Consider the following 24485-nt stretch of genomic DNA (forward strand, 5'->3'; position numbering starts at 1 on the left):
CGGCGACGGCCGGCGAGTGCGAGCACGTCCTCAGCACCGATTCCCGGGCCCTTTGCCGCTACGCGACCGTCCCGTACTTCTACGTCCTCATCGCCATGGCCACGCTCGCCCGGCCGCGCCTGCTCCTGGCGGACGAACCGACCAGCGCCCTCGACACCACCGTCCAGCGACAGATCCTTGACCGCATCGGCGCCCTCGCACACGAACACGGCACGGAGGTCCTGTTGGTGACCCACGACCTCGACGTCGCCGCCGAACGGGCCGACCGAATCGCGGTGATCGACGGCGGGCGGATTGTGGAGACCGGGCCCGCACGCCGACTCCTCGACCTCCCGCACCACCCCCGCGCCCGCGCGCTGGTGGCCGCCTCCCGGAAGCTGGCCACCACCACCCGGACCCGCCGGAGCCACGCTGCCCCGGCATCGGAAGAACCGGGCCCGGCCCCTCTGATCGCGGCCGAGCACCTGGCGAAGGAGTTCAAAGGGACCGGCCGGGCTGTGGACGGGGTCAGCCTGTCCATCGGCCGGGGGAGACCTACGCCCTGTTGGGCGAATCCGGATCGGGCAAGACCACGATGGCCAGGATGATCGCCCGTCTTGAAACCCCCTCGGCGGGCCGGGTGACGATGGACGGCGAGGACATCGGCCGGCTGCGGGACAGCGCGCTGCGCAGATACCGCAGCCGCGTCCAGCACGTCCACCAGGATCCGGGCGCCGCTCTCGACCCACGCCTCACCGTGGCAGAGATCGTCGAGGAATCGCTGCGCATGCTGCGGACGGGCAGCAGGACCGTGCGCCTGATCGCCCAGCAGTACGACCAGATCGTGCAGTACACCACCGCCCTGCGGCTGGGCACCGCAGAGGCCGAGCAGGCGCTGCGGCGCTTCACCAAGGGCGGCCCCAAGCACCCGACCTACCAGGCAATCGAGGAGCTGGGCCGGGTGGTGCGCACGGCGTTCATCTGCGACTACCTGTCCGACGCCGACATGAGGCAGGAGATCAACGAGGGCCTGCAGGTGGTCGAGAACTGGAACTCGGCCAACCAGGACCTCTTCTACGGCAAGGACGGCGACCTGACCGGCAAGGACCGGGAGAGCCAGGAGGTCAGCATGCTGGCCCTGCCCCTCCTCCAGTCCGCCCTGGTCCACGTCAACACCCTGCTCAGGCAGCAGGTCCTGGTCGACCCCAAGTGGGCCGACCGGCTCACCGACGCCGAACGCAGGGGCCCGTCACCGCTGTTCTGGACGCACGTGAATCCGTACGGCAGGTTCGAACTCGACATGAGTTCCCGCCTGGACCTCGGCTCCCGGATCACCCTGCCCGGACAGCGGGTGGTTGAGGATGCACCGGTGAGCGGCTGACGGCCTGTACGCCGAAGGGCGGTCCCAGCCATGGAGGCCGGGGCCGCCCTTCGGCATGCTGCGCGCTACACGGCGACCAGGTGCTGTTCGGACGTACCGCCGTACGCGGCGCGACGCCGCTTCGCGAGGAGGTTGTCCGTCCACAGCGGACGACAAAAGACGAAGGCAAGGAGGTTACCCACTCCTTGCCACTCTCAAGGTATAGCGCACGGGGGGACTTGCGGCAAGACCCGGGTCCTGCCGCAGAATCAGCGGACGAAGTCAGGACCTGCGGAAACGGGGATTTTCGATGATCGATGTAATAGTTGCCGGCGGTGGACCGACCGGGTTGATGCTGGCCGCCGAACTGCGGCTGCACGGTGTGCACGTGGTTGTCCTGGAGAAGTTGGCGGAGCCGACCGGGCAGTCCCGCGGGCGCGGCCTGCACGTGCGCAGCGTCGAGATGATGGACCAGCGCGGCCTGCTCGACCGGTTCCTCGCGGTCAGCGAGAAGTTCCAGGTCGGCGGGTTCTTCGCCGGCATCGCCAAGCCGTGGCCCGACGGGGTGGACACCGCACACCCGTACGGCGTTGCCGTCCCGCAGCCGGTCACCGAGCGCCTGCTGACCGAGCGAGCCGTCGAACTCGGGACCGAGATCCGGCGCGGCAGCGAACTGATCGGGCTGAGCCAGGACGAGCGCGCCGTAACCGCCGAACTGGCCGACGGCACGCGGCTGCAGGCCCGCTACTTGGTCGGCTGCGACGGCGGTCGCAGTGCGGTGCGCAAGCTGCTCGGTGTCGGTTTCCCCGGTGAGCCCGCCAAGGTCGAGACGTTGTTGGGTGATGTGGAGGTGACCGAGGAGCCGGCGACGCTGGCCGCCGTCACGGCCGAGATCCGCAAGACCCACGTACGGTTCGGCACCGTGCCCATGGGGGACGGGGTGTACCGCATCATCGTGCCCGCCGAAGAGGTGTCCGAGGACCGTGGGACTGCGCCGACCTTCGAGGAGTTCAAGCAGCGGCTGCGGGTGTTCGCCGGCACCGACTTCGGCGCGCACTCACCGCGCTGGCTGTCCCGGGTCGGTGACGCCAGCCGGCAGGCCGAGCGCTACCGGGTCGGGCGGGTGCTGCTGGCCGGCGACGCGGCGCACATTCACCCGCCGACCGGCGGGCAGGGCCTCAGCCTTGGCATCCAGGACGCGTTCAACCTCGGCTGGAAACTGGCCGCCGAGGTCAACGGCTGGGCGCCGGAGGGGCTGCTGGACAGCTACCACGCCGAACGGCACCCGGAGGGCGCCCGCGTGCTGACCAGCAACCTCGCGCAGGGCGTGCTGCTGGGGGCCGATCCGGGGGCAAAGGCGTTGCGGGAGTTGTTCTCGAAGCTGTTGGACTTCGAGGAGGTGAACCGGTACGTGACCGAGATGATCACTGCGGTCGGGGTCCGCTACGACTTCGGCGAGGGCCACGAACTGCTCGGCCGGCGGATGCGGGACGTGGGGCTGAAGCAGGGGCGCCTCTACGAGCTGATGCACGGCGGCCGCGGGCTGCTGCTCGACCAGACCGGCCGGCTCTCGGTGGAGGGCTGGGCAGACCGGGTCGACCACGTCGTCGACGTCAGCGAGGAACTGGACGTGCCCGCAGTGCTGCTGCGGCCGGACGGCCACGTGGCGTGGGTCGGCGAAGACCAGCAGGATCTGCTCGGCCAGCTGCCCAGGTGGTTCGGCGCTGCCGTCAGCTGAGTGCGCAGTTGTGGGCCGCGTGCGCTGCCGCCGCGTGCGCGGCCGGGTGCCGCATGGTGATCTTGTGTCCCTGCGGTCCGTCCCGGGCCCGATGACCGGGCGGGCGGGACGGACCGGGACTGTCCTTGGACAGCGAAGTTAGTCGACTGTGAGTTGGTGACCTGGGCGGACTTGATTGGTTGGCAAGGGTGCCCTGCGACGTGGAGGTAGTGGTGCTTGGTTCTGGACGTAGAGCCTGATGGTGCCGTAGGAGATCGAGGTCTCGTGCTCGTCCATGAGCTTCGCCCAAATCTCTGCGGGGCCGTGACCAGCTTCAATCATGGAGTCGACGAGGTCCTGAACAGGATCGATGGTGGTTGGTCGGCGAGGCATCGGCTTGCGCGTGCGGGGTTCGAGGCTATTCAGGGCGGCTCGGACGGTCCGCCAGGTGACGTTGTGCCGTCTGCCAGGGCTTCTGCCGAGAGTCCTTCCGTCTCGGCATCCTTCCGGATGCGTCGGTATAGCTCTCTCTTGTCGATCTTCTTGGGAGGTGCGGAGGCCAGGCCCGGCTTGCGGCGTCGGTGAGACGAACGCGTATGGGTCAGGACTCGTTGCAGGAGTTCTGGCGGGTGTCCGGTCAGGAGCGCGAGACGTTCGAGGCGGGGTTTGCCGAACCGGTTCGGCGAGCCGGTGAGGAAGCCGTGCAGGTAGCTGGGTTTGAGGTGGTTGGCGCGGGCCGGGCGCCGCGAAGAGCCCGAGGAAACCCCCGGCGAAGGCCTCGAGGAAGACCCCGGCGAAGACCCTGGGGAATCCCCCGGCGATGACGCCGGGGAAGCCCTTGAAGAAGGAATCCCCGCCAACTCCCGTGAACTCCTGGGAACTTGACCCACCCGCCAGTAGCATCCGGCCGGCCAGTAGCACGCCGCCCAAGCAGCCATCCTCGAAAGGGGCTCCTGCATGCGCTTGACCTCCCGCGTCGCCCCCGTCGCCCTCGCCGTGGCCGCCCTCCTGCTCGGCGTCCTCCCCGCGCAGGCCCAGGCCGACCCCGACCGCGCCCCCGACCGTGCCCCCGACCGGGTCACGGTCGGTGACCGCACCTTCATCGCCGACGGCCAAGGCCGCGCGCTCCAGTGGCGCGGCTTCAACCTCGCCGACAAGAGCAGCCGAGGCACCAACGCGTTCGCCGACATTCACGAGAGCGACCTCAAAGACATGGCCGCCCGGGGCTTCAACCTCGCGCGCCTCGCGTTCTTCTGGGACGACCTCGAACCCACCCCCGGGCACTACGACCGCGGCTACCTCACCAAGATGCGCCGCATCCTCGACTGGGCCAACCGTTACCACATCAAGGTCATCCTCGACGCCCACCAGGACGTATACGGCCCCCACTTCGGCTCCCGCGGCGTCCCCGACTGGGCCACCCGCGACGAGGGGTTGCCGTTCTGGCCGATACCCGACGACTGGTTCTCCGAGTACTTCGAGCCATCCGTACAGACCGCCTTTGACCACCTGTACAAGGACGCCGACCTCCGCGCCGCGCACGCTCGCATGTGGATGACGGTCGCCTCCGCCCTGGGCAGGCACCCGGCGCTGCTCGGCTACGACCTGATGAATGAGCCGTTCGCGAAGTTCCTCGAAGGCGAAGACCTCCCCGCCGCCGCGGCCCGCTTCGAGGCCACCGAGCTCACCGAGCTGTGGAACCGCCTTGCCCGGGCGATCCGCCTGGTCGACCACAGGTCGTGGGTATTCGTCGAACCAACCGTCATCGTCGGTGTCGGCGTCCCAACCCAGATGGGCCACATCGACGACCCGCACGCCGGCTACGCGCCGCACTTCTACGAGACCGCGATGGAAACCGGCGCCGACTACGACCCCAACGGCACCTTCATCCCCGCCTACGAGGCCGCGATCAGCGACTACCCGACCCGTAACCGCATGCCGGTGATCGTGGGGGAGTGGGGCGGCAACCCCTACGTTCCGCACGCAAGCCAGTTCGTCACCGACATGACGGCCTCCCTGGACCGCTTCTCCAGTGGCTGGACGTGGTGGCAGTGGTGCCGGGGCGGCGGCTACTGCTTCCTCGACCAGACGGGCGCCGCGAAGCCCAACGCCCAGCTGCTCGTCCAGCCGTACGCGCGGGCCGTCGCGGGCGACCCGCTCAAGTTCGCGTACGACCCGGCTACACGCACCTACACGCTCACCTTCCGCACCCGCGACAACGCAGAGGGACCCACCCGGATCACCGTGCCCAGGGACACGTACCCAGGCGGCTACCGCGTCGATATCCAAGGCAGCAAGGCCAGTTGGGACGACCACGGCCAGACCGTCACCGTGAGCACCCACGGCAGGGCCGGAGCCACCTACAGGGTCACGATCAGTCCGAGGTAGCCCACCCGATTCGCTCGGGGGCTGCGGCCCGCGGCCCCGCATCAACTGAAGAAACCTTCTCCACATCACTGCGGGCAAGCACCTGCCTCCGGAGCCGGTGACACCACCTCCCCCAGGCCATGCGATCGACGTTCACCTCACACGCCTAGGTTCGCTGGCAAGGAAGCCCGAACGACTGAGTTCGCTGCCAAACGCCTCGATTGGACGACAGCGGTCAGGGACACCGGCGGGTGATGATGATGGTTCCTGTCCTGTCTCATTTGGTCTAGCTCTCGGTGAGTGCTCTGACCAGGCATGATGCATTGTGTGGTGAGACGGTCCGAGGTTGGCGTCTCAGTTCATCGTGTCCGCCAGGTGTGCATGGGTGGCTGTGTCTCGGTTCATCGTGTCTGCGGGCATCCTTTGGTCGCTTCGAGCGGGTGTGAGTGGGCCGAGACCGACCTCACGGTTTCAGCCCCGGTTGAGATCGGTCGCGCGGTGAGAAATTCAGGTACCGCTCCAGCCGGATGGGCTCGGTGCTGCCCTTCACATGGACGTCGGCTGTCAGGTTGAAACCCCCCCCAGGCCGCCGTGGTGAGCTCGAAGCCGGTCGAGCGATTGGTGACGACGCGGTCGGGATCCCGAAATGTCGGGTGCGGGTGGTAGACAACCCTGATAACACGGTCGAGATCGGATTCTGTGTCGCCCTCAAGCGCGATGCGGAGCCGAAAGTACCTGTAGCCGTTTCGGTCGATTGCACTGTCGCGGTGCGCGCTGTGAACCAGATGCACTCTGGGAGCGGCCTCGGTCGGGGCCTCGGTCAGTTCGGCCAGCGGCGGCGGCACTTCAAGAACGGGCTGCGCGCCCGGCCGGGGTCTGTGGGGACGAGGGCCCGAGCCTTATCCCTGATGCCCCCGCCTCGAAGGAGTCGCCGCGCTCGCCTCGGCTGTTGATCGCTTCGATGAGTCGCCCCAACCCAGCGCGGAACTTGAACGCGAGGGTCAGCACCACGATCGGCCAGATTAAAGTCGTCAGAAAAGGTATCCAGTCCTTTTTGAAAGTGGGGCGATCTTCGGAACCGGGGTGCCGGAGTCGTAGAGCTGTTGCGCTTGTTCGATCTGTTCCGGGGTGAGTCGTGGGGTCGTCCGCCGGTCCTGCCGCGGGCTCGGGCGGCGGCAGGACCGTCGTTGGTGGGGGCGAGCACGAGCTCGCGGTGCATGTCGGCAAAGACGGACATCATGGCGAAGAAGTCGCGTCCGTCGAGGGTGTTGCTGTCGATGCCCTGCTCGACGGTGTGGAGCCGGATGCCGCGGTCTCGTAGGTCGGTGCCCACGATGATGTGGTTCTGGACGGAGTGGAAGAGCTGGTCGAGCTGGTGGCCGTGATGGTGTCGCCGGAGCGGAGCTGGGGCAGCAGCAGGTCCCGCTCGGGTCATGCGGTTTTGTGGCCGTTCGTGCGCTCGATGTAGATGTCCTCTTCGTCGACGCCGGCCTGTATGAGCGTGTTGATCTGCGGGACGGGGCTCTGGCTTGCTGCCGCGCGGACGTGGCCGATCACGGCCGGGGCCGTTGGTGTCCGCCGCAGCGGGGATGCGGTCGTCATGGGGTGCTCACCTGGTCAGGGTCTGGACGGCTCGCAGGGCGCCAGGGGTAGAAGGGGAGGCTGCGGTCGCGTGGTTCTTCCTCGATCCAGCGGAGGAGCGGGTCGCGCTTGTCGGCGGCTTCGAGGGTGTAGCCGGTGGCCGCCCGGACGCGGACCTCCCGGATGAACCGCTGCAGATCCCGGTCGTTGCCGGTGAAGGGCAGGAACCGCAGATGGGAAGAGGCGGACAGGCCGGCGAGGGTGACGATGTCCGGGTAGGTGCAGGCGACGAGCTCGATGTCGTCCTTGAAGGTCATCCATTTCGGGCCGCTGAGCGCGGTCATGCGGCGGCGCCATCGCCGGTCGAACCGATTGCTGTCCCATCAGCGGAAGGAGATGTCGGTGGCCTCGGCCATCGCGTAGGTGACGATCTGCTGGCCGTGGCGGCGGACGAGGTTGTAGTGGTGCCGCTGTGCGCGGATCACCTCGGGGACGGTGTGCAGGTCGAGTTGCCGGCCGTGCCGGCCGATCCAACGGCCATGCCGCAGGCAGACGTTGGTGCTGACCGGGACGTGGTGCGAGGCGTGGGTGGTGATGCCCAGGGCGGCCAGGCAGCGGGTGCGGACGGGCTGGGTGGTCCACCCGTTCGGGTAGCGGTTTGAGGGGCTGGGCGGTGAAACAGGCGGTCAGCTCCTCGGTCCGCAGGTCGGGAAGAGCTCGCAGGAGCCGGTCGACGGGGTGTCCGGACAGGCAGTGAAGCGCGTGCAGGGTGATGAGTGGCTTCGTTCACGTCGGACGACAGCGTTTGGTCCCGAGTTTCAGCAGCAGTTAGTGATCACTGGGTTCGCGCTTGTTCGCGAGAAACGACAGAGCAGTGGTGCTTCCCCGCTGCTGTCGACCGATGAACCCGTGGTGATGGCAATTGCTGTCCAGAGGTTGTCAGTGAGTGATCTTCGGGTTGGTCATGGTGCGGGGCGGGCCTTGGACGGAGGTTGCTATCCGGCGAGGGCGAGGTTGTGGAGGCGGGTGCTGCGCCGCATCGCCTGATGTACGCCGTCGCCTTTGAGGCGGGCGGGCGCGGAGGATCTTCCAGGTCTTCATGCGGGAGAAGACGTGCTCGACTTGTGCACGTCCCCGCAGGTGGGATGCGTTGTGTTCTCCTGCCACGCGGACAGTTCCCGGCCGGCTTGGCGTCGATGTGGGATGAGCAGCCTTGTGCCGACGTACCCGCCGTCGGCGCAGCCGCATCACACGCCGGGCGCCGGCACACCGCCGCGCAGCTTTCGGTCCGCTCGGAGCGCGCACCCCCGCGACTCGTGAGTCGACGCCACCAACAGTTCGACAAATGCCCTCTTTGTCATGATGTGAGTCTGGTAGCCGCGGCAGGTGACATAACGAGGACATCCAGGCTGGGAGGCTGCCGGAGATGGGCAAACCAACGCGGCGCGATCTGCTCAAGGGGACTGGGGTGCTCGGCGCCGCCGCCGTCGTTGACGGAGCGTTGGGCACGCCGGCGCAGGCGCGCCCGCTCGTCCAAGAGGGGCCCAAGCAGGCCACCTCGGCGGAGGGTGGGGACGGCGTGATCGACGTTGCCGTCATCGGCGCCGGGGTGTCCGGGGCGTACGCCGCCTGGCGGCTGCTCGGCCCGGAAGCCAGCACAGCAGCGTGCTGAAAGAGCTTCGGCGGCGCGGCGGTCCCCTCGTGGTGGACCTGTTCGAGGGCAGCGAACGCGTCGGCGGCCGTCTCTTCTCAGTGACGCCGCCCGGTATTGCCACACTTGCACGCCGAGCTCGGCGGGATGCGTTACGTGAGCAGCCAACCAGTCGTGGCCGATCTCGTGGACCATCCGTCGGCGGTCTCAGCGCTGCTGGCTGACGTGTGTGGCGGCAGGCCCGGTCCGCGACTGCGGCGGATGGCCGAGAAGGCGGCGGGAAACCCTTTGTACGTCGGGGACTTGGCCGCCGCCCTGGTACGCGAGGAGGCGATCGAGGTCTGCGGCGGGATCGCGGAGGTCACCGTCGGCTGCCCCCTGCCGCCACTGACCAACTGATCACGCACCGGCTGCGCTACCTGCGCGAAGACGTGCTGCAGGCGCTCCGCGTCGCCTCGGTGCTGGGAGCAGGCTGCACGGTCACCGATCTCGCGGCGGCCCTGGGCCGGCCGACACACGAACTGCTCAGCATCGTGGCGGACGGCGAAGCGATGGCCGCGGCCCTTGCTTTCGGGGCGTCGGGGAGTCCGGCCTGCTGAGTCCTCTCGCGGGAATCCTGTAATGGTTGTCATGCCTCGCGGTATTACATCAGCCTGTCGGCATGCGCTCTTCGACACCCAGTGCCCAGGGCACTGGCTCTTCCCACCCCCACCAGCGAGACGGAACGGCCACCGGCTCTACGGATGTTCCGTTCGCCTTGGGGAGGGCTGACCGGTGACTGGCTGCCCGGTGACACCTTCCGGCTCACCCATCCTGGAGATGGCCCGCCGCGCGGCCGAGTATCGCGCGCAAGGCCGTCGCATCATCGACCTCACGCTCGGCGAGCCCGACTTCGCCCCGCCTGTGCACGCGGCTCTTGCCGCCCAGGAAGCCGCTGCCCGCCCGTTGGGCTACACCCCAGCCAACGGGATTCCGGAACTGCGCCGTGCCGCACGGCACGCGCTGGAACGAGACCGCGCCCTGAGTTACACGGATGCCGAGGTGGCCGTGGGGTGCGGTGCCAAACAGGTCATCTTCAACGCGCTCTTCGCCACCCTGGGCCCGGGCGACGAGGTGATCATCCCGGCGCCTTACTGGGCAAGTTATCCGGACATGGTTCGCCTGTGCGGCGCCGTGCCCGTGATCGTTCCCTGCTCGGCCGAATCGGGGTTCAGACTCGCTCCCGACGCCCTGGAAGCGGCCATGACCGAACGCACGCGCTGGGTCGTGCTCAACGCTCCCGGAAATCCTTCGGGCGCCACCTACAGCCATGACACCCTGGCCGGTCTCGCCGAGGTTCTGCGACGGCACCCCTCGGCGATGATCCTTTCGGACGAGATCTACGCCCACATCCGCTACGGCGAGGGGGAGTACATCAGCATCGCGCAGGTCGCGCCTGACCTGCGCGAGCGGATCCTGCTCGTCGACGGCGTCTCCAAGGCGTACGCGATGACCGGCTGGCGGGTCGGCTGGGGGTTCGGGCCGTCCGAACTTGTCCGTCGTATCACCGCCGTGCAGTCGCAGAACTGCACGCAGACGGCGACCGTGAGCCAGATCGCCGCTGTCGCCGCCCTGGAGGGGTCTCAGGAGGTTCTGGCGGAACGATGTGAAACATACCGCCGACGGCGCGATGCGGCTCTGGCGATTCTGCGGCAGAGCCGGCACCTGGAAACGGTGGAACCAGACGGCGCGTTCTACCTCTTTCCACGCCTTGCGACCAGCGACGACCTCGCAGCAGCGGACACCTTCCTCGAAGCGGGATGCGCGACCGTCCCGGGCAGCGCCTTCGGTGCGCCGGGCCACCTGCGGCTCTCCTTCGCCACCGACATCGCCACCCTGGAAGAGGGCTGCCGCATCATCGTCGCCACGCTGGACGGGATCCCGGCGTGATCGCACTGACCGTCAAGGCGCTGATTCCGGTCGTCCTGCTGATCGCGCTGGGCTACGCGCTCAAGCGATCGATGATCACGGCCGAGGGTTTCTGGTCCGAAGCCGAGCGCCTCAGCTATCACGTGCTGCTGCCGGCTCTGTTCCTGCACAGCCTGGCGACGGCTGACACCGACGATCTGCCGGTGCGGGCCCTGGCAGGCACTCTGGTCGCCTCCACGGTGGCAGTCGCCGTGCTGGTCATCGCCTTCAGGCCCATGATGCGACTGAAGCACGACGGCTTCACCTCGGTCTTCCAGGGCAGCGTCAGGTTCAACAACTACATCGGCGTGACCATCGCCGCCGGCCTGTACGGCACCCAGGGCGTCGCCACCGCCGCGGTCTGCAACGCGGCGATCGTACCCACGGTCAATGTCTTGTGCGTGCTGGTCTTCGCGCGGTTCGGGAGCGCACGCCTGCGCCTGACGGGCATCGTCAAACAGCTCGTGACCAACCCGCTCATCCTCGCGTGCGCGGGAGGCATCCTCCTTCAGGCACTCGATCTGCGCCTGCCGCCGGGCATCGAGCCGGCGCTCCAGGCACTCGGAGCCGCCTCGATGCCGCTGGGGCTGCTGTGCATCGGCGCCGCGCTGCGCTTCGGTACGGCACGGTCGTGGGCGGCGCCGATCCTCACGTCGTCGTCCGTCAAGTTCGCCCTCATGCCCGCCGCGACCTTCCTGGCGGCTCAGATGGTCGGCCTGGGCTCCCAGGCGCTGATCATCGCCGTGCTCTTCCAGGCTCTGCCCACGGCATCGTCCTCGTACATCATGGCGAGGCAACTCGGCGGCGACGCACCGCTGATGGCCGGGATCACCGCGACGCAGACACTTCTGGGCATCGCCGCCGTCCCGCTCGTCCTGGCACTGGTCTCGGCATAGCGCCTGCAACCGGGCGGAACGCTAGCGCCGCTTCATGCGGTGGCGGCGGACCGCATCGGTGTTGGCACAGCGCGTGCAGCAGTAGGCGCGGCGACCGCTGCGGCTGGTGCCGACGAAGGCGGTCCGGCAGGAGTCCAGCGCGCAGACGCCCAGCCGTTACTCCAGCCGTAGTTTGTGATCTTCGCGTGGTGGCCACTGTCTGGCGTCACCAGCGGGCGACGAGCGTCTCCTCCTTGCCCCGGTTGCGGTACAACCAGGTGGTTCCCGGCGCTACATCCCTCGTCAGATAACCGATGATGGGGCTCTCGCTGCGTTGCGCTGTCCAGCTCGCCGAGCAGCTTCAGGGCGTCGGGCACGGGAAAGAATGCGGCCTGTTTGATGTCGTCGTCCTCCGGCGCGACGTCTCCCGACCACTCGTCGATCTCGAAGGCAGCGGCCAACGCCGAAGGGTACTGCTCGGAGTCGGTGTGAATGAGGGATGCGGTCCGCACCGGGTCGCCGACCAGCAGTCCCGTCTCCTCCTGTAACTCACGCCGGAGGGCTTCGTGCATGAGTTCGCCGTCCTCGATCCCGCCACCGGGGAGGGATCAGAGAATCTCACCGCCGGCGCCGGGGCTCTCTCGCACGAGCAGCATCTCGTTGCCTCTGCGGATGATGCCAATGACCAGCTGCACCCGCGGTACTGGGGCCTGCGAATCCTCTACCGTCATGTCGCAGACCGTACGTGATGGCCAGTCCGCCGGGCAGCGTGCGCCAGATCTGTCGAACGTCGGACATTTCCAATGAGGAAGTGACGAGAGCGGGGCTGAGGTTCACGCATAGCCGTCGACGGCTGTGGTGGCGTTTGGGGTAGGGGAGCCGGTCGAAGTTGTCGATGTTGAGGCTGATCCTGCGGCCGGTGGTGGAGTCTTCGGTGGTGGCGAGCTGGTGCCCTGGGCTGGCCGCGCAGTCCAAGAGGGCGGTGGGCCACCTGCCGATGAGCGGGTCAAGGCAGGCAGTTGCTGCGAGTCGGCCCGCCTCGTCGTTCGTACGGAAGGCCGGCAGCGGGCGGTGGATCAGCTCGCTGTTGGTGTCGCTGCTTCGGGCCGTAGCGGTTGGACTTCGGCGCCGGTGAGCGTCCGTCAATCTGCGCTTGGTCCCGTCTGGTTCGTCACTGATCCACATTTTCTGCATTGAGCGATGACATGCGCAGGCCATAGGTATATGGTTTCGGCCACTGTCACTCAGGGTGTTGCTCTGGCCAACGATCGATCCGATGGTCGACGGCTGCAGTGCCCGGGGTGCAGTGCCCTACCCCCCTCACAGCTCTGCCCGCGTGCACCGGACCCGGTCGTGCCAGACCGGGGTCGTGCGCGCCGCAGAAAGGCATGCCCATGTCCCGAATACGGGTCACGAGACCCGCCGCTCTGACCGCGCTGGCAGGCGTAGGCGCCTGTCTGGCAATCGTCGTCGTGCCGTCCGCGTTCGCGGGCACGACCACCCCGGCAGGCGGCACCTGTACGATCCGCCCCGCGGAGAAGAGCTCCGAGGCGCCGCTCAGCTGTCTCGGCGTCACCGCTTCTCTCGACCATCTGCCTGCTGTCGGCGAGCAGGCCACCCTCACCGTGAACGTCGAGGCGCAGGCCGACGTCAAGCACGCCGGCCTGTCCGTCCAACTGCCGCCCGCACTCCGGATGACCGGCGAGGAATCCGGCCTCGCCGCACCCACAACGGACACCTTCGGCCAGCGCACCAGCCAGACGCTTGCCCTCACCCCCGGCACCCACACCGTCAAGCTCAAGGTCAAGGCCGTCGCCGCCGGACCCGCCCAGATCCAGGCGGACATCAGCGACATCGACCGTCCCGACCCGCGCCGCGCCGGGCACGACTCGGTGGAACTCACCGTCGGCACATCCAAGGGCTCCTCCGACAAGGGCGTCTCGGTCACCAAGGCCGACGCGGCGCCGGTCCACGGCCCCGGGCCCGGCGCCCGCAAGGCACGCCCGGTCACCCCCAAGGCCGCTGCCCCTGCTCCTGTCTCTGCCCATGCCTCGGCTGCCTCGGCCCCGGCCTCCCCGCGCACCACCGCCGCGGCCACGTCCAACGCCCAGGTCTGCGTCAGCGGCACCTTCCGCAACCGCTTCCAGTCCGCCGAGGGCGGCAGTTGGAACGGCAAGGCCAACCGGGACGAGCCGGTCAGCAACGTCAACATCACCCTGTGGGGCAAGCCGACCGCCAACAGCGGTACGCAGAAGCTCGCCACGGGGATGACCGGCAACGGCGACGGCAAGTTCAACCTCTGCTACACCCCAAGTGCCTCTGTCATCTCCCAGGCATGGGTGGAGTTCCAGACACAGGCCGGCCGGATGTGGTCGGTGGTCGACGGCAGCGGCCGCCTCTACTCCACCGCCACGTACTCGCTGAACAACATCTCGGGNTCTACTCCACCGCCACGTACTCGCTGAACAACATCTCGGGCAACACCAGCCTGGGCAACGTGTACGCCAACGAGGGACAGAGCCGCGCCTGGCACACCCTCGACACCCTCAACAAGCTGTGGTGGAACCGCGGTTCCACGACCAACTGCTGGGCAACCAGCCAGCAGGACGGCCACTGCACCCCGGTCACTGTCCAGTGGTACCCCGGCTCCACCGACGGCACGTACTGGACCACCAACGACGACAAGATCCACCTCGCGGACAACGACCCCGACTCCGAGCACACCACCGTCCACGAAGCGGGCCACGCCCTCATGGGCAAGCTCTACAAGGGCTGGTGGCCGAACGTGAGCAACTGCTCGCCCCACTACGTCAACCGCACCTCCTCCACCAGCTGCGGCTGGACCGAGGGCTTCGCCAACGCGGTGGCGTTCCACACCTTCAACGACACCACGTACTACTGGGGCAACGGCAGCTCCATGAACCTCGCCAATGACCGCTCCACGAACGGCATCGACCCGGGCGACGCCTGCGAGGCCCGCGTTGCCACCGCGCTGGTCGACCTGTGGTCCCAGGTCGACGGCGGCTGGATGAAGAGCAACTCCATGATGTCCCGGACCTGGCAGTCCAGCTTCCGCGAGTACTTCGTCAACGACCGGCCCGATTACGGCCTGGACAGCGGCTCGACGGCCCGGAACATCCTCTACAACCACACCATCCAGTACTGATACTGACTGCTGTCAGCTGGACAGCCCCATGGACCGGGCCGACGGTCGGCCCGGTCCAGCAGCTGTCAGCTACGACGGGCCTCACCCATCCGATCGACGTCGGCTCCGTGCAGGACACCGCGGTGCCCGGTGCCGCCGGGGACGTCCCCGTGCGGATCTACACAGTCGGCGTCATGCGAGAGCGGTGACGGCCTGCTTGTGGTTCTTGCCCTCAGCCCTCTTACGTTCGTAGAACGCCTTCGACGTGGGGCACGACGGAGCGGCCACCATCGATGACATGTAGAAGACCCGCAGCAGGCGTCGGCAGTAGCGACGAGGTCTGCGCATGTTGCCGCTGATCCGCCCGGAGTCCCTTGGGACCGGCGCCAGGCCGGCGACACCGGCTAGAGCCTGTCCGAGGGGGCACATGCGCAGTCACAGATGTATCGCTGCGACGGTGACAGCGCCTTGAAATAAGTACGCTCTTTTGTCATACCGGATCGCTACGGCCCGGAAGTGCGGTGAGGTAGCCGGTGTCGACCTCAGCGACGATCGGAGCGTCCTCGACGATGAGGACTCGGCGGGCGGGGCCGAAAGCGGGGGCGGGTCGGATGTTCAACGGGTCAGCCCGTCACCGGGGCGAGGTCGGCGGCGCCGAAGGAGACCGAAAACCGCTCGCACCAGATCACGACGCTGCGGAACTTCGGCAGGTCCGTGCCGGCCGGGACGGTGTAGTTCTGGTTTCCGAGGTTGCCCTTGAGCTTCCCGAGCGCGACTGCCCCGTCATCGAGCCCAGCCTTCGCCGCATCGGCAGCCCGGGTCGAAAGATAGACCCGTACATCCGGCCCCTCGGAGGTCTTGAGGTCCTCCAGACGCAGCACCTGGCCGCCGTCCGCCAGCCGGACTGTACGGGCGGTGCCGCTGGTGTCGTGCTCGTGGGTGACGAAGCGACCTTCAGCGAGGTCCTTCGGCTTCGTGCTGGTCATCGACGGTTCCCCGTCCTTCACGCCGGCGTTGTCTTTCTTTTGCGGCCCGTCCTTCACTTCGGGGGCGGATGCGGTGGGCAGCGACTCGTTCACCGTGGTGTCGGTGAACGCCTTCCAAGGCTGGAAGAGATAGAGCCCGATCCCGGCGACGACCACCAGCACGAGAAGGAGGGCCACGTAGGTACGGCGGGACACTCGGGACACCAAGACCTCCTGAAGGGGACAAACGGGCCGACCGCGATCGGCCAGCCCAAGCATGCGTCCAGCAAACCCGCAGCCGCCCCGTCGGGGTACCGGGGAGGACGCCCCGTAAGACACCGGTAACCAGCCAGGCCGGCAGTCCCGACCCGGGCGGCGAAGGGTGCGACCCTTGCGCCTCCATGACGATCGGGGCCACCCCTGCTTCGCAGTCATGAGACGCCACCTGGCGCAACCGGCCGCAGCTCACCGTCACGGATGGCGACGACACCAGAGCCACCGCTTTCGGCCTGCCCACGCCTCGTAGGCTCCGTCCTCGCCGTCCTGTTGCTCGCGCAAGCAGCAGCGCCGCCACCGGTCACTCAGCCCGGCCGGTGAACATCCCGCACCTGCCCGGCGAAGTCAGGCCGCCCACTGCACGCGGCGCTGTTTGAGATCACCGCGTGCAGTGGGCCGAGTGGTCAGCCGAAGAAGACCGAGGAGATGTCGCTATCGAATCCGATGGTGCCGAGGTCCGCGATGTCCCCGTTGACGACCTTGGACCTGCCCTTGCAACCGTGCTCGGACCAGGGCCCGTCCGGCGGATCACCGCTGGACAGTTCGCGGCGTCTGATGGCAGGCCGGTTCTTCTCTGATCGGCAGGGAGTCCATGCACGGAAATGGGCTGCAGGCGTGCACGGTCTCCGTGTTACATGGGCTTCATGATGTCTACCGACCGACTACTGGCTTTCGCGGCCATGTCGTTCCTGCTGATTGTGATACCCGGTCCCAGCGTGCTGTTCGTGATCGGGCGGGCCCTGGCGCAGGGGCGCCGTGCCGCGCTGACCACTGTCGCGGGGAACACGCTCGGGGCCTATGTGCTCGTCGTGGCCGTGGCGCTCGGGGTCGGGGCCGTGGTGGAGCGCTCGGTCCTCGTCTTCACGGCGCTGAAGCTCGTGGGCGCCGCGTACCTGGTGTATCTCGGTGTCAAGGCGGTGCGGCAGCGCGGGTCGTTGCATGCCGCGTTCACCGGTGACGGTCCCGCGCATGGCACCCTGCGCACGTTGTGGGAGGGGTTCGCGGTCGGCGTGGCCAACCCGAAGACCATCGTGTTCTTCGCCGCCGTACTGCCTCAGTTCGTCGACCGTGACCAGGGGCACGTCACGGTTCAGATGCTGGTGCTCGGCCTGGTCTTCAATGTCATAGCGGTGGCTTCCGACAGCGTGTGGGGGTTGGTCGCGGCCACCACGCGGAGCTGGTTTGCCCGCTCACCGCGGCGGCTCGCCCTGGTCGGCGGGGTCGGTGGGCTCACGATGATTGGCCTCGGCGTGACCGTCGCCGCGACAGGCCGCAAGGATTAGGTGCTGCCCGGCAGATCATGGACGGAGCCATAGGCGGATCGCTGCGACGGTGACGGTGCCGTGGAAAACGTACGCGCGTTTGTCGTATCCCGTAGCCACGGCCCGGAAGTTCTTGAGGGCGTTGATCGTCCGCTCGATTTCGTTCCTGCGCTTGTAGATCGTCTTGTCGAAGCCGGTGAGCCAACCGCCTTGCTGCCACGGCGCTTTCGGTTGGCCCGCTGGCCCTTCGGCTCCGGGATCGTGTGCCTGATCTGGCGCCGCCGCAGGTAGCGGCGGTTTCGGCGGGACGAATACGCCTTGTCGCCGCCGAGATGGTCGGGACGGGTGCGAGGATGCCCGCCTTCCGGGCGCGGAACGCTGATTCGCTCCAGGACCGGGATCAGCTGTGGGGCGTCGCCCCACTGGCCGGGTGCGATCACGAAGGCGAGCGGACGGCGTCCGCCCTCACCGGCCAGGTGGATCTCGCAGGTCAGCCCGCCCCGGGAACGGCCGAGAGCCTCGTCGGATCGGTGCTGAACGGGTCGGCGAGGCCTGCCCGGAACGCGAGGTGTGCGCTTACGTGCACCTGCGGCGTGCTGGTGGGCACGGCAGGAGGTGGAGTGCATGCTGACCATGCTCCGTTAGTTGTTGGGTGGCCCAGGAGGGCCGGATGTGGCTGGCCATGCTGTGCCGACCGTGGCTTGACTGGAGTGGCCGTCCGGCTCTCCGGGGCGCCTTGGCTGCTGATTGAGATGTGCGCTTTGGTCGCTGAATACGGAGATGACGGCGGGGTGTTCCTCGGGCCGACGATGCGCTCTGCGGAACGAGGAGGGGCAAGTGAGCATCTCACCCGTGACCAGCAGTTACGGGACAGTCCTTAGGTCAGCCCTTCCTCGCGGGCGATCCAGCAGGCATGCGGTGATGCGGTGGTGGATCTCGGCGCCGGTACGGCCCTGTGGCTATGTTCACGAGTTCCGACGGAGGTTGTTCACCGTTGTTCGTTCTCGCCGAAGCCAGTCGCGTCTCACTCAATCCAGTCGACGCGGATCGTAAGGGATGCAGTCGGAGCCGTAGCCAGCAGCCCCTCCCCGCACAGGCTGAGGCCATCATCCTGCCGTAGCGAGGTCACTTGGCGGCCACCGTCGAAATCGCCAACGGTGTCCGCCAGGAAATGCCATCTCCTATGATCTGGCCTGCTGCGATGTGGGAAACCCCGAACCCGCCCTCACTGCCCCGGATCTGCACGTGGTGATGTGCTGTGCGATATGCACCATTACCTGTACGCGGTGCTGAGCTGCACTGTTGATGGGGAGTTGAACCCCTGCGTTGCTCTTCACGCGCCAGGAGTGGGCCGGAAACCGCCGGCCCTCGGTGTGTGCACGCCTCCGAAACAGCTACCTGCTCCACATCGTCACGCTCTGCCGGGACTGCTCAGTCCAGCAGATCGGCCTCCCAGTTCGTACGCTGGATCCGCACATCGATTTCACGGATCTCCCGTGCGAGTACATCTGCTTGACCACGCAGTTCCGCGACCGGAAGCGCGGAGAGCATCATGAGCTCGGATCGAAGCTGGCGACCGTATCCCCGCTCGCCCGTACCCGCTGCCGCATCCGCCGCCGCAGTGACCACCGAGTGACGCAGCCGCAGCACATCCCGGCGCGCGAGCGCGTCGGTGAGTGTGCCGTCCTGGCCCATCTCCACTGCGGCATTGGTTCGGTTGATCCGCCGGATCAGCGTCTCAAGGGCACCCAGCACCTCACCGGCCTCGGCCAGCAACTGGGCTGCATCCTCGGCGGGCGTCTCACCCTCCTGATACCGCGCACTGCCAACGACGCGCGCTCGCAGCTGTTCTACACGACGCGTCGCCTCCGCACGTTCTGCCAGCGCCTCAGCAAGCTTCACGGTCTCCACCTCCCGTCCGCCGTGAATTTCGCACAAGTATACGGACTTAAACCGGCTCAAACGCACCAGGTTTTTCGATCCGCCGAAGCCCGGACCGGGCACTCGATGCACGGCTCTGCAAGATCCACGCCAGCCGGTACGACCACCCGGCGCACCCCAGTGCGATCACCCGTACGACTAGGTGCACTGAGACGGAAGGTGAAACGACTGGGCTCGCCGAGAAGACGTCTCGATTGGATGCGAGCGGTCAACCGTCTCGGGAGGCGGCCGGATCGGCCCGGGGGCATGTTCACGAGAACGGGAGGCACCCGGCGCCCTGCCTTGCTCCCGGGCGTCGCCGCGATCCACCTATGGTTCCGATCATGACCCTTCGGACGGACACTGGACTGTCCGCCAGCGCGGGGCCTCGTCGTCGGGGATGTCCGGGGAGGCGAAGTGGAACGGCACCCCGAGGTGGTCGGCCAGGGCCCGGCCCGCCTCGGCGGCAGCGGTGCCCAGCGGGGGCCCGCCAGGGCGGTGGTGGACAGTCGCCAGGTGGCCTTCCCCGGCTGGGTCGTCCAGGACCGCGGCCAGCAGCACGAACCAGTCATGGATGGTGTCGCCGTCCCAGAGAGCCTCGACCGCGGCCACCCGGCCCGGGAGGACCGCGGCACGGGCTGCGAGTGAGGGGATGTCAAGCGGATCGGGCGGCCTTCGGTGCACGCGGTCGCCGAGGGCCTCGTATCGCGCGTGGACCACCTGTTCCGCCTCGCGCAGGCCCAACCCCAGTGGGCGCAGGGCCTCCCACACGGCCTTGACTGCCGTCATCCGGCGGTCGTGCAGCACGTTCGCGTCGACCTCCTGGAGGGTCTGTTCCTCCAGGTAGGCCCACCAGCCGCTCACTGGGCCGCCGGGCGGGATTCCATGGCGTGCGTCATGGGTCGAACGTACGTCAGTACGCCGCGAACGGCCCAGCCGGCCCGCTAGGAAGGCACGGCGCTGTCGAAACTCGGGTTCTGGCTCAACTTCTGTGGAGCTGCAAGCCCACACCCATGCACGTCCCCAGCGACAGGAGCTGACCTGCCATCCCGTGCGTGCTCAGCCCCAGCCGACTGGCCCCGGCCCTGTCACCACAGAAGTTGAGCCAGAACCGAAACGCGTGAACATTCGCCCCGGTCTCGGGGCCCTCGTGCCTCCCGGATCGGTGTCGAAGAGCTGTCCATGCTCATGGACGAAGCCAGCCCTGCTGTCCGTTGTCATCCAATCGAGGTGTTTGACGGCGAACCCAGTCGTTTCGGCCTTCTTGCCGGTGACGTGGACCGTCCGAGCTGGTCCGGATCGGAATGTGGCGCAGGGGCCAAGGGTTAGCGGCCGTGCTCGGGGCCTCAGTTGGTGTGGTCGGAACTTTGGGGACAGTCATCTTCTAACTTCGACGTCAAAGGACACTGCTAACCGTCGCATTCAATCGAGGCGTTTACTGTCCCGTATCCGGCGATCTGGTCCCCGTCTCAAGTGAACGGGCCCGATTCGCTCGATGTCTCAGATGATCTGGTCCGCCACGGCCCGATCCGATGATGCTCTCGCTCTCGGCTCGTTCATCGAGACGAGGCAGCCCTGTTCTACTCCGGGCCTTGCTCCCCGTCGATGGCGGTACGGGCGACCAGTCGTTCATAGCGCTGCCTGGCGGCTTGAGGAGTGCCGAGTCCGAGACTGAAAGCGATCTCCGGCCAGGTCATGCCGCGGCCCCGCGCCATCTGGAGGAGTCCGGCTTCCAGTTCGTCCATGTCCCCGCGAGCCAGCGGCATGAGGCTCAACGCAGCGGTGATGTCGGTGTGGTCCACCTCCGGCTCGCCGTCATCGAGCTGTGCGGCTCCGCTGAGCAGGAACGACACGAGCCTGATGGCTTCGTGCGGCCCGATGACGGAGGGGTGAACCTGTCGTCGGCGTTGCTCGTCGGTGGCCGCGTGTCGCTCGGAGATGCGGAGCAGGGACGCGTATACGCGGTGCGCCCGTGCCTGGTCCGGATGCGGGGGCGTGAAGGAGCCGGCGGATTGATCGGGAGTCGATGTCATGCAGCCAGGATGGATCAGCACACTAGTTGTTGTCAACGAATCATTGTGAACATTCTGTTTGGTTAGTGCTTTCGTCGAATACGGGGCAGCTGAATGGCGGATCCACCAGCAGCGCCGCGCGGTCGAACGCCGGATCAAAGCCACGGGCCGGGTTCCAGGAGTGACTCGTCATCGGTTACAGCCGAGGCCGGAGCATGACCTGGGCGCGGCTGTCCGCCCAGGCATCCGACGCTCCAAAGCCAGACTGGAACAACTGAGACGACAGCCGGCATCCATACCTGCGGGACCAGATCGATTGAGAAAACCGCCGCCTCTGGCGTCTCACCGTTTCTGGTCGCCGCAGGTCACGGCGCCAACCGTGAACCAGATCATCTGCGACGGGACATGGGTGCCCGCCGTCATCCAATCGAGGCGTTTGACAGTGAACCCCGTCGTCGTAGCTTCCTTGCCGGCGAATCGAGTCGTGTGAGGTGAACGTGCTGCCAGCACTCGGTGCCCCGCACCGCCCCGGACGTGCCCCGCGCGGGATAGCACGCTCGGCTATGGGAGATGTGTCCTGGGCGGATGGCCTCAGTGGGTTGTCCGCGCTCGCCGGTGTCGGCACTGCGGTTGTCGCGCTGCTGATCAGGCGTAGCGCCAACGAGGCCGCGCAGCACTCCAATCAGGCGGCCGAGAGGGCGAATGCCGCCGCTGAGATGGTGGCGCAGGTCGAACGGGAGCGGTGGCACCACGAGATGACCCCGCGCTTCGACGTCACGGTCACCCGGCTTGGGCCCGGGGCGGACCAGCCGGCCTGATGCTGACGTTCGAGGGCCCGCCAGCGCTGGAGCATCTGGGCGCGGTCGAGGTCAGCATCCGAGACGACGGCTACACCCACGGCGTGGGCCTCGGCGGGGGCCCGTCCGAGCAGGAGATTGCCGATACCGTGTGGGGGCCGTACCGCTTCAAGCCCAGCATCGACGGCGCCTCCGCCAACGGCCGCGAGGTGCCCGCCGCTGTTATGGAGCTGAGGGAGGGGCGCAATCTCGCTCTGGAACGGTCCTGCGCCCCCACTTGGGCCAACACCGCCTCGTGGCGCGAGCGCTACGACGGTGATCCGGTGCAGCTGTGGGTGCGCTGCCGTCGCGAGGGGCACCAGCCATGGCTGCTCACGTACAACATCTCCGTGGCCGACCCACAGTGAACGACAGATGCCTTTCGTTCAGGTGGGGCCCGGGGACCACTTGCCGTGTATCGACCGTCCCGCCTCCACGGATCCCGCGTGATCATTTGCCAACCATTCCAGTCGACACAGGTCAGCGCACGGCAAACGACCAACTTCGCTGACAACGGACATCTGTGGAGCTGCAAGCCCACGCCCAGACACGTCCCCAGCGACGGGAGCTGACCTGCCATTCCGTGCGTGCTCAGCCCCAGCCGACTGGCCCCGGCGGCCCTTTCGCCACAGAAGTTGAGCCAGGACCATGAGTCGTGAACAAAGCCAGTTGGCCGGTGCGTGGCGGCCAAGGCGTAGTGCAGCTCGGCTGTGAGCTGACTCGCGTAGTTCATGGTGGCGGTGAGCTGCTGGCAGATGGCGCTGGGCGGCACGTCGCCTGCGGAGCGCTTGAGCGCTTCGATGGCGTCTGTGATGGTGTCGGCCATCCGCTCATAAGCACGGAGTGCATCTGGAGCGGACTCGTCGATCGTGGTGTGGGCGTCGCGGGTGTGCGCGTGGATGATCAGGCGGCCGCAGGCGATGTCGTCGTGGATCTGTTGTGCCTCGGCGCTGACTTGAAGGATTTCCTCGCGCGTGAGCCACGGCATGGGGTAGGCGGCCCATGTCCATTCGTCGTCGATATCGGCCTGCACGGCCTGCGCGAGCGGGACCTCGATGCCTGCTGAGCGGAGTGCACCGACGGCCTTGTCGGCGTAATGGGCCTCTTCGCTGTCGATGCGGGCCAAGATCATCGTTCGTTCGTCGAGGTGCCGGAAGGAATGCGCAGCCAGGGAGCGGGTGCGCGTCACGAGCTGGGATTTCGCACCAGGGACGGGCACGAACTCGTCAACGTCGGCGCCTCATGGCCGGCATGCGTCGAGATCGAGCTCAAGGAAGCCCGGGCGTGGAGAGGGGCACCGGCGGGCCGTGCGGTGGCGCCTCCGGCCGCCGGTGCCCGCTCCCTCGGAACCGGCCGCTCAGCGGATCCCCCAGATGAGCACACCGCCGAGGACGAGCAGCAGGCAGACACCGAGGTTGACCACCTTGTGCTCCAGGAACACCGCGGCGAATTCGCGGATCGTCGCGCTGGGCCAGAAGTACGCGGCAGTGGGGGAGCCCACGACCTGACCGTTGACGCCGGTCTTCCGGGCCATCAAGGCGGCGCGGAAGGCGTGGTAGTTGTTGGTGACCACGACGCTCCGGTAGTCCGGCTTCTCCGCTTCCATGATCGCCCGGCTGAAGCGCAGATTCTCCTCGGTGGTGCGCGAGCGGTCCTCCCGGACGATCCGGTCCGCGGGGAACCCGCGCTCGATGAGGTAGTCCGCCATCGCATGGGACTCCGGGAGCTGCTCGTCCGGCCCCTGCCCGCCGGAGGTCAGCAGCACGGGCGCGGTGCCGCGGGCGGCCAGCCGCTCGTACACCGCGCGTCCGCGTTCCAGCCGGCTGGCCAGCAGCGGCGGCACCTTGGACCCGCCGATCAGCCCGGAGCCGAGCACGACCACGTAGTCGGCGTCCCGGCGGACCGGCAACCGCCCGTAGAGGAAGGCGTATCCAACGAAGCACAGAAAGAGGAACGAGACATAGCCGACCAGCCCGACGGCGGTCGCCCCGATCACCAGCAAGGTGCGCGAGCGCAGGGCCACGGCCGCGATCAGCAGCGCGATGACCGCGAAAATGCCGAGTCCGGCCAGCAGCGACAGCAGGTTGGCGAGGCGCCTGCCTTCCTTGCGCACCATTTTCACGCCGTTGGCGATCAGGAAACAGGCGAGTACGACGGTTCCCAGCGTCGGCAGCGCCAGGAGCGCCACGGCCGCGATCTCCCCCAACAGGGCGTGTGACCGGCCGAGTTTGCCGATCAGTGCGAGCAACGCGAAGGTGACGGCGAGCCCCAGATGGATGGCATTGCCGAACCTGCGGCGATCGCGCAGCACGCCGAGGCAGAAGAGGACGGAGAAGAGGATCGCGGGGGCATAGGCCAACATGGCTGCATCGTAGACAAATTCATGATGCGCTCTTCACACGATGTGGTTGGGGGCGCCGGGCCCACGGATCCGGCGCGCGGGTATGGCCTATCCGCCTTACCGCCGGTAACTTGGCCCTGCCCGCTCGGTGGTGACCTTGCCGAGCGGCTGTCCGCCGGACAAAGCCGGCGAGCACTCCCGAAGCAGCAGGCGGATGACGTGAAGACCTTCTTGCGCGCGGTGTGCCGTGC

General features: G+C 67.6%; 23 protein-coding genes and 5 pseudogenes. 13 read left to right on the forward strand and 15 right to left on the reverse strand.

Going from position 1 to position 24485, the window contains the following annotated elements; all coding sequences use genetic code 11:
- The 4 genes and pseudogenes from DY245_RS44810 to DY245_RS31670 all read left to right on the forward strand — a co-directional run.
- A pseudogene (locus DY245_RS44810) lies at positions 1-587 on the forward strand (hypothetical protein); the annotation flags it as partial.
- Positions 575-1360: a Tn3 family transposase gene (locus tag DY245_RS31660; protein WP_342354231.1), complete on the forward strand. Its 786-nt coding sequence runs from the start codon at positions 575-577 to the stop codon at positions 1358-1360. The pseudogene DY245_RS44810 and the gene DY245_RS31660, both read left to right, overlap by 13 nt.
- Before the next feature lie 289 nt (positions 1361-1649).
- Positions 1650-3077: a rifampin monooxygenase gene (rox, locus tag DY245_RS31665; protein ID WP_128510643.1), complete on the forward strand. Its 1428-nt coding sequence runs from the start codon at positions 1650-1652 to the stop codon at positions 3075-3077.
- Between the two features lie 936 nt (positions 3078-4013).
- Positions 4014-5444 (forward strand): cellulase family glycosylhydrolase, encoded by a 1431-nt coding sequence (locus DY245_RS31670; RefSeq protein WP_128510644.1) that lies wholly within the window; start codon positions 4014-4016, stop codon positions 5442-5444.
- A 380-nt stretch (positions 5445-5824) separates the two neighbouring features.
- On the opposite strand, the gene DY245_RS48470 is transcribed toward DY245_RS31670, so the two are convergent.
- The 5 genes and pseudogenes from DY245_RS48470 to DY245_RS47040 form a co-directional block, all read right to left on the reverse strand.
- Positions 5825-6268, reverse strand: coding sequence for a pYEATS domain-containing protein (locus DY245_RS48470; RefSeq protein WP_220377971.1), 444 nt, complete (start codon positions 6266-6268; stop codon positions 5825-5827).
- On the reverse strand, positions 6244-6858 hold the full coding sequence (locus tag DY245_RS48475; RefSeq protein ID WP_128510645.1) for a recombinase family protein: 615 nt from the start codon (positions 6856-6858) through the stop codon (positions 6244-6246). Before DY245_RS48475 ends, DY245_RS48470 begins: the two co-directional genes overlap by 25 nt.
- On the reverse strand, positions 6855-7025 hold the full coding sequence (locus tag DY245_RS44815) for a hypothetical protein (protein WP_181923963.1): 171 nt from the start codon (positions 7023-7025) through the stop codon (positions 6855-6857). Before DY245_RS44815 ends, DY245_RS48475 begins: the two co-directional genes overlap by 4 nt.
- Positions 7022-7348, reverse strand: a complete 327-nt coding sequence (locus DY245_RS31680; RefSeq protein WP_128510646.1) for an RNA-binding protein — start codon at positions 7346-7348, stop codon at positions 7022-7024. The genes DY245_RS44815 and DY245_RS31680 overlap by 4 nt, the downstream gene beginning before the upstream one ends.
- A 651-nt stretch (positions 7349-7999) precedes the next feature.
- Positions 8000-8242: pseudogene (locus DY245_RS47040) on the reverse strand (transposase family protein); the annotation flags it as partial.
- A 188-nt stretch (positions 8243-8430) separates the two neighbouring features.
- Between DY245_RS47040 and DY245_RS31690 the strand changes: the two are divergent.
- The 5 genes from DY245_RS31690 (at position 8431) to DY245_RS31705 (ending at position 11498) form a co-directional block, all read left to right on the forward strand.
- A complete protein-coding gene (locus DY245_RS31690; RefSeq protein ID WP_128510647.1) occupies positions 8431-8676 on the forward strand; it encodes a twin-arginine translocation signal domain-containing protein in 246 nt (81 codons plus the stop codon).
- A gap of 135 nt (positions 8677-8811) precedes the next feature.
- Positions 8812-9054 (forward strand): hypothetical protein, encoded by a 243-nt coding sequence (locus DY245_RS31695; RefSeq protein WP_128510648.1) that lies wholly within the window; start codon positions 8812-8814, stop codon positions 9052-9054.
- A 32-nt stretch (positions 9055-9086) separates the two neighbouring features.
- Complete coding sequence (locus tag DY245_RS44820; RefSeq protein WP_181923964.1) at positions 9087-9254, forward strand: hypothetical protein; 168 nt, start codon at positions 9087-9089, stop codon at positions 9252-9254.
- Between the two features lie 220 nt (positions 9255-9474).
- On the forward strand, positions 9475-10584 hold the full coding sequence (locus DY245_RS31700) for a pyridoxal phosphate-dependent aminotransferase (RefSeq protein ID WP_128510649.1): 1110 nt from the start codon (positions 9475-9477) through the stop codon (positions 10582-10584).
- Complete coding sequence (locus DY245_RS31705) at positions 10581-11498, forward strand: AEC family transporter (RefSeq protein ID WP_128510650.1); 918 nt, start codon at positions 10581-10583, stop codon at positions 11496-11498. Before DY245_RS31700 ends, DY245_RS31705 begins: the two co-directional genes overlap by 4 nt.
- A gap of 21 nt (positions 11499-11519) precedes the next feature.
- Here the strand turns inward: DY245_RS31705 and DY245_RS31710 are convergent, their stop codons facing one another.
- The 5 genes and pseudogenes from DY245_RS31710 to DY245_RS31730 all read right to left on the reverse strand — a co-directional run bounded on the left by DY245_RS31710 (position 11520) and on the right by DY245_RS31730 (position 15770).
- Positions 11520-11651, reverse strand: a complete 132-nt coding sequence (locus DY245_RS31710) for a CGNR zinc finger domain-containing protein (protein WP_128510672.1) — start codon at positions 11649-11651, stop codon at positions 11520-11522.
- A gap of 242 nt (positions 11652-11893) precedes the next feature.
- Positions 11894-12049, reverse strand: a pseudogene (locus DY245_RS48480) (NUDIX hydrolase); the annotation flags it as partial.
- A 36-nt stretch (positions 12050-12085) separates the two neighbouring features.
- Positions 12086-12208: a hypothetical protein gene (locus tag DY245_RS48485; RefSeq protein WP_280525016.1), complete on the reverse strand. Its 123-nt coding sequence runs from the start codon at positions 12206-12208 to the stop codon at positions 12086-12088.
- Positions 12209-14817: 2609 nt separating this feature from the next.
- Positions 14818-15030, reverse strand: a pseudogene (locus DY245_RS31725) (transposase); the annotation flags it as partial.
- 215 nt (positions 15031-15245) lie between these two features.
- Positions 15246-15770: a DM13 domain-containing protein gene (locus DY245_RS31730; protein ID WP_244943394.1), complete on the reverse strand. Its 525-nt coding sequence runs from the start codon at positions 15768-15770 to the stop codon at positions 15246-15248.
- Between the two features lie 737 nt (positions 15771-16507).
- On the opposite strand from DY245_RS31730, the gene DY245_RS31735 reads away from it, so the two are divergent.
- Positions 16508-17146 (forward strand): LysE family translocator, encoded by a 639-nt coding sequence (locus DY245_RS31735; RefSeq protein ID WP_128510652.1) that lies wholly within the window; start codon positions 16508-16510, stop codon positions 17144-17146.
- A 15-nt stretch (positions 17147-17161) separates the two neighbouring features.
- Here the strand turns inward: DY245_RS31735 and DY245_RS31740 are convergent.
- From DY245_RS31740 to DY245_RS31755, 4 genes and pseudogenes are all read right to left on the reverse strand, one after another.
- Positions 17162-17763, reverse strand: a pseudogene (locus DY245_RS31740) (IS5 family transposase); the annotation flags it as partial.
- A gap of 793 nt (positions 17764-18556) precedes the next feature.
- Positions 18557-19027 (reverse strand): DIP1984 family protein, encoded by a 471-nt coding sequence (locus DY245_RS31745; protein WP_128510653.1) that lies wholly within the window; start codon positions 19025-19027, stop codon positions 18557-18559.
- Between the two features lie 360 nt (positions 19028-19387).
- The gene (locus DY245_RS31750) at positions 19388-19909 is read right to left on the reverse strand and encodes a hypothetical protein (RefSeq protein ID WP_128510654.1); all 522 of its coding nucleotides are present in this window, start codon (positions 19907-19909) and stop codon (positions 19388-19390) included.
- 716 nt (positions 19910-20625) lie between these two features.
- Complete coding sequence (locus DY245_RS31755; RefSeq protein ID WP_128510655.1) at positions 20626-21078, reverse strand: DNA-binding protein; 453 nt, start codon at positions 21076-21078, stop codon at positions 20626-20628.
- A 578-nt stretch (positions 21079-21656) separates the two neighbouring features.
- Between DY245_RS31755 and DY245_RS31760 the strand changes: the two genes are divergently transcribed.
- The 3 genes from DY245_RS31760 to DY245_RS31770 all read left to right on the forward strand — a co-directional run bounded on the left by DY245_RS31760 (position 21657) and on the right by DY245_RS31770 (position 22959).
- Positions 21657-21875 (forward strand): hypothetical protein, encoded by a 219-nt coding sequence (locus DY245_RS31760; RefSeq protein ID WP_128510656.1) that lies wholly within the window; start codon positions 21657-21659, stop codon positions 21873-21875.
- Positions 21875-22261: a hypothetical protein gene (locus tag DY245_RS31765; protein WP_128510657.1), complete on the forward strand. Its 387-nt coding sequence runs from the start codon at positions 21875-21877 to the stop codon at positions 22259-22261. Before DY245_RS31760 ends, DY245_RS31765 begins: the two co-directional genes overlap by 1 nt.
- A 287-nt stretch (positions 22262-22548) precedes the next feature.
- A complete protein-coding gene (locus tag DY245_RS31770) occupies positions 22549-22959 on the forward strand; it encodes a hypothetical protein (protein ID WP_128510658.1) in 411 nt (136 codons plus the stop codon).
- 291 nt (positions 22960-23250) lie between these two features.
- Here the strand turns inward: DY245_RS31770 and DY245_RS31775 are convergent, their stop codons facing one another.
- On the reverse strand, positions 23251-24255 hold the full coding sequence (locus tag DY245_RS31775) for a YdcF family protein (RefSeq protein ID WP_128510659.1): 1005 nt from the start codon (positions 24253-24255) through the stop codon (positions 23251-23253).
- Positions 24256-24485: the final 230 nt, after the last annotated feature.

It is taken from the genome of Streptomyces inhibens, from assembly GCF_003389455.1.
GTDB lineage: Bacteria > Actinomycetota > Actinomycetes > Streptomycetales > Streptomycetaceae > Streptomyces > Streptomyces inhibens.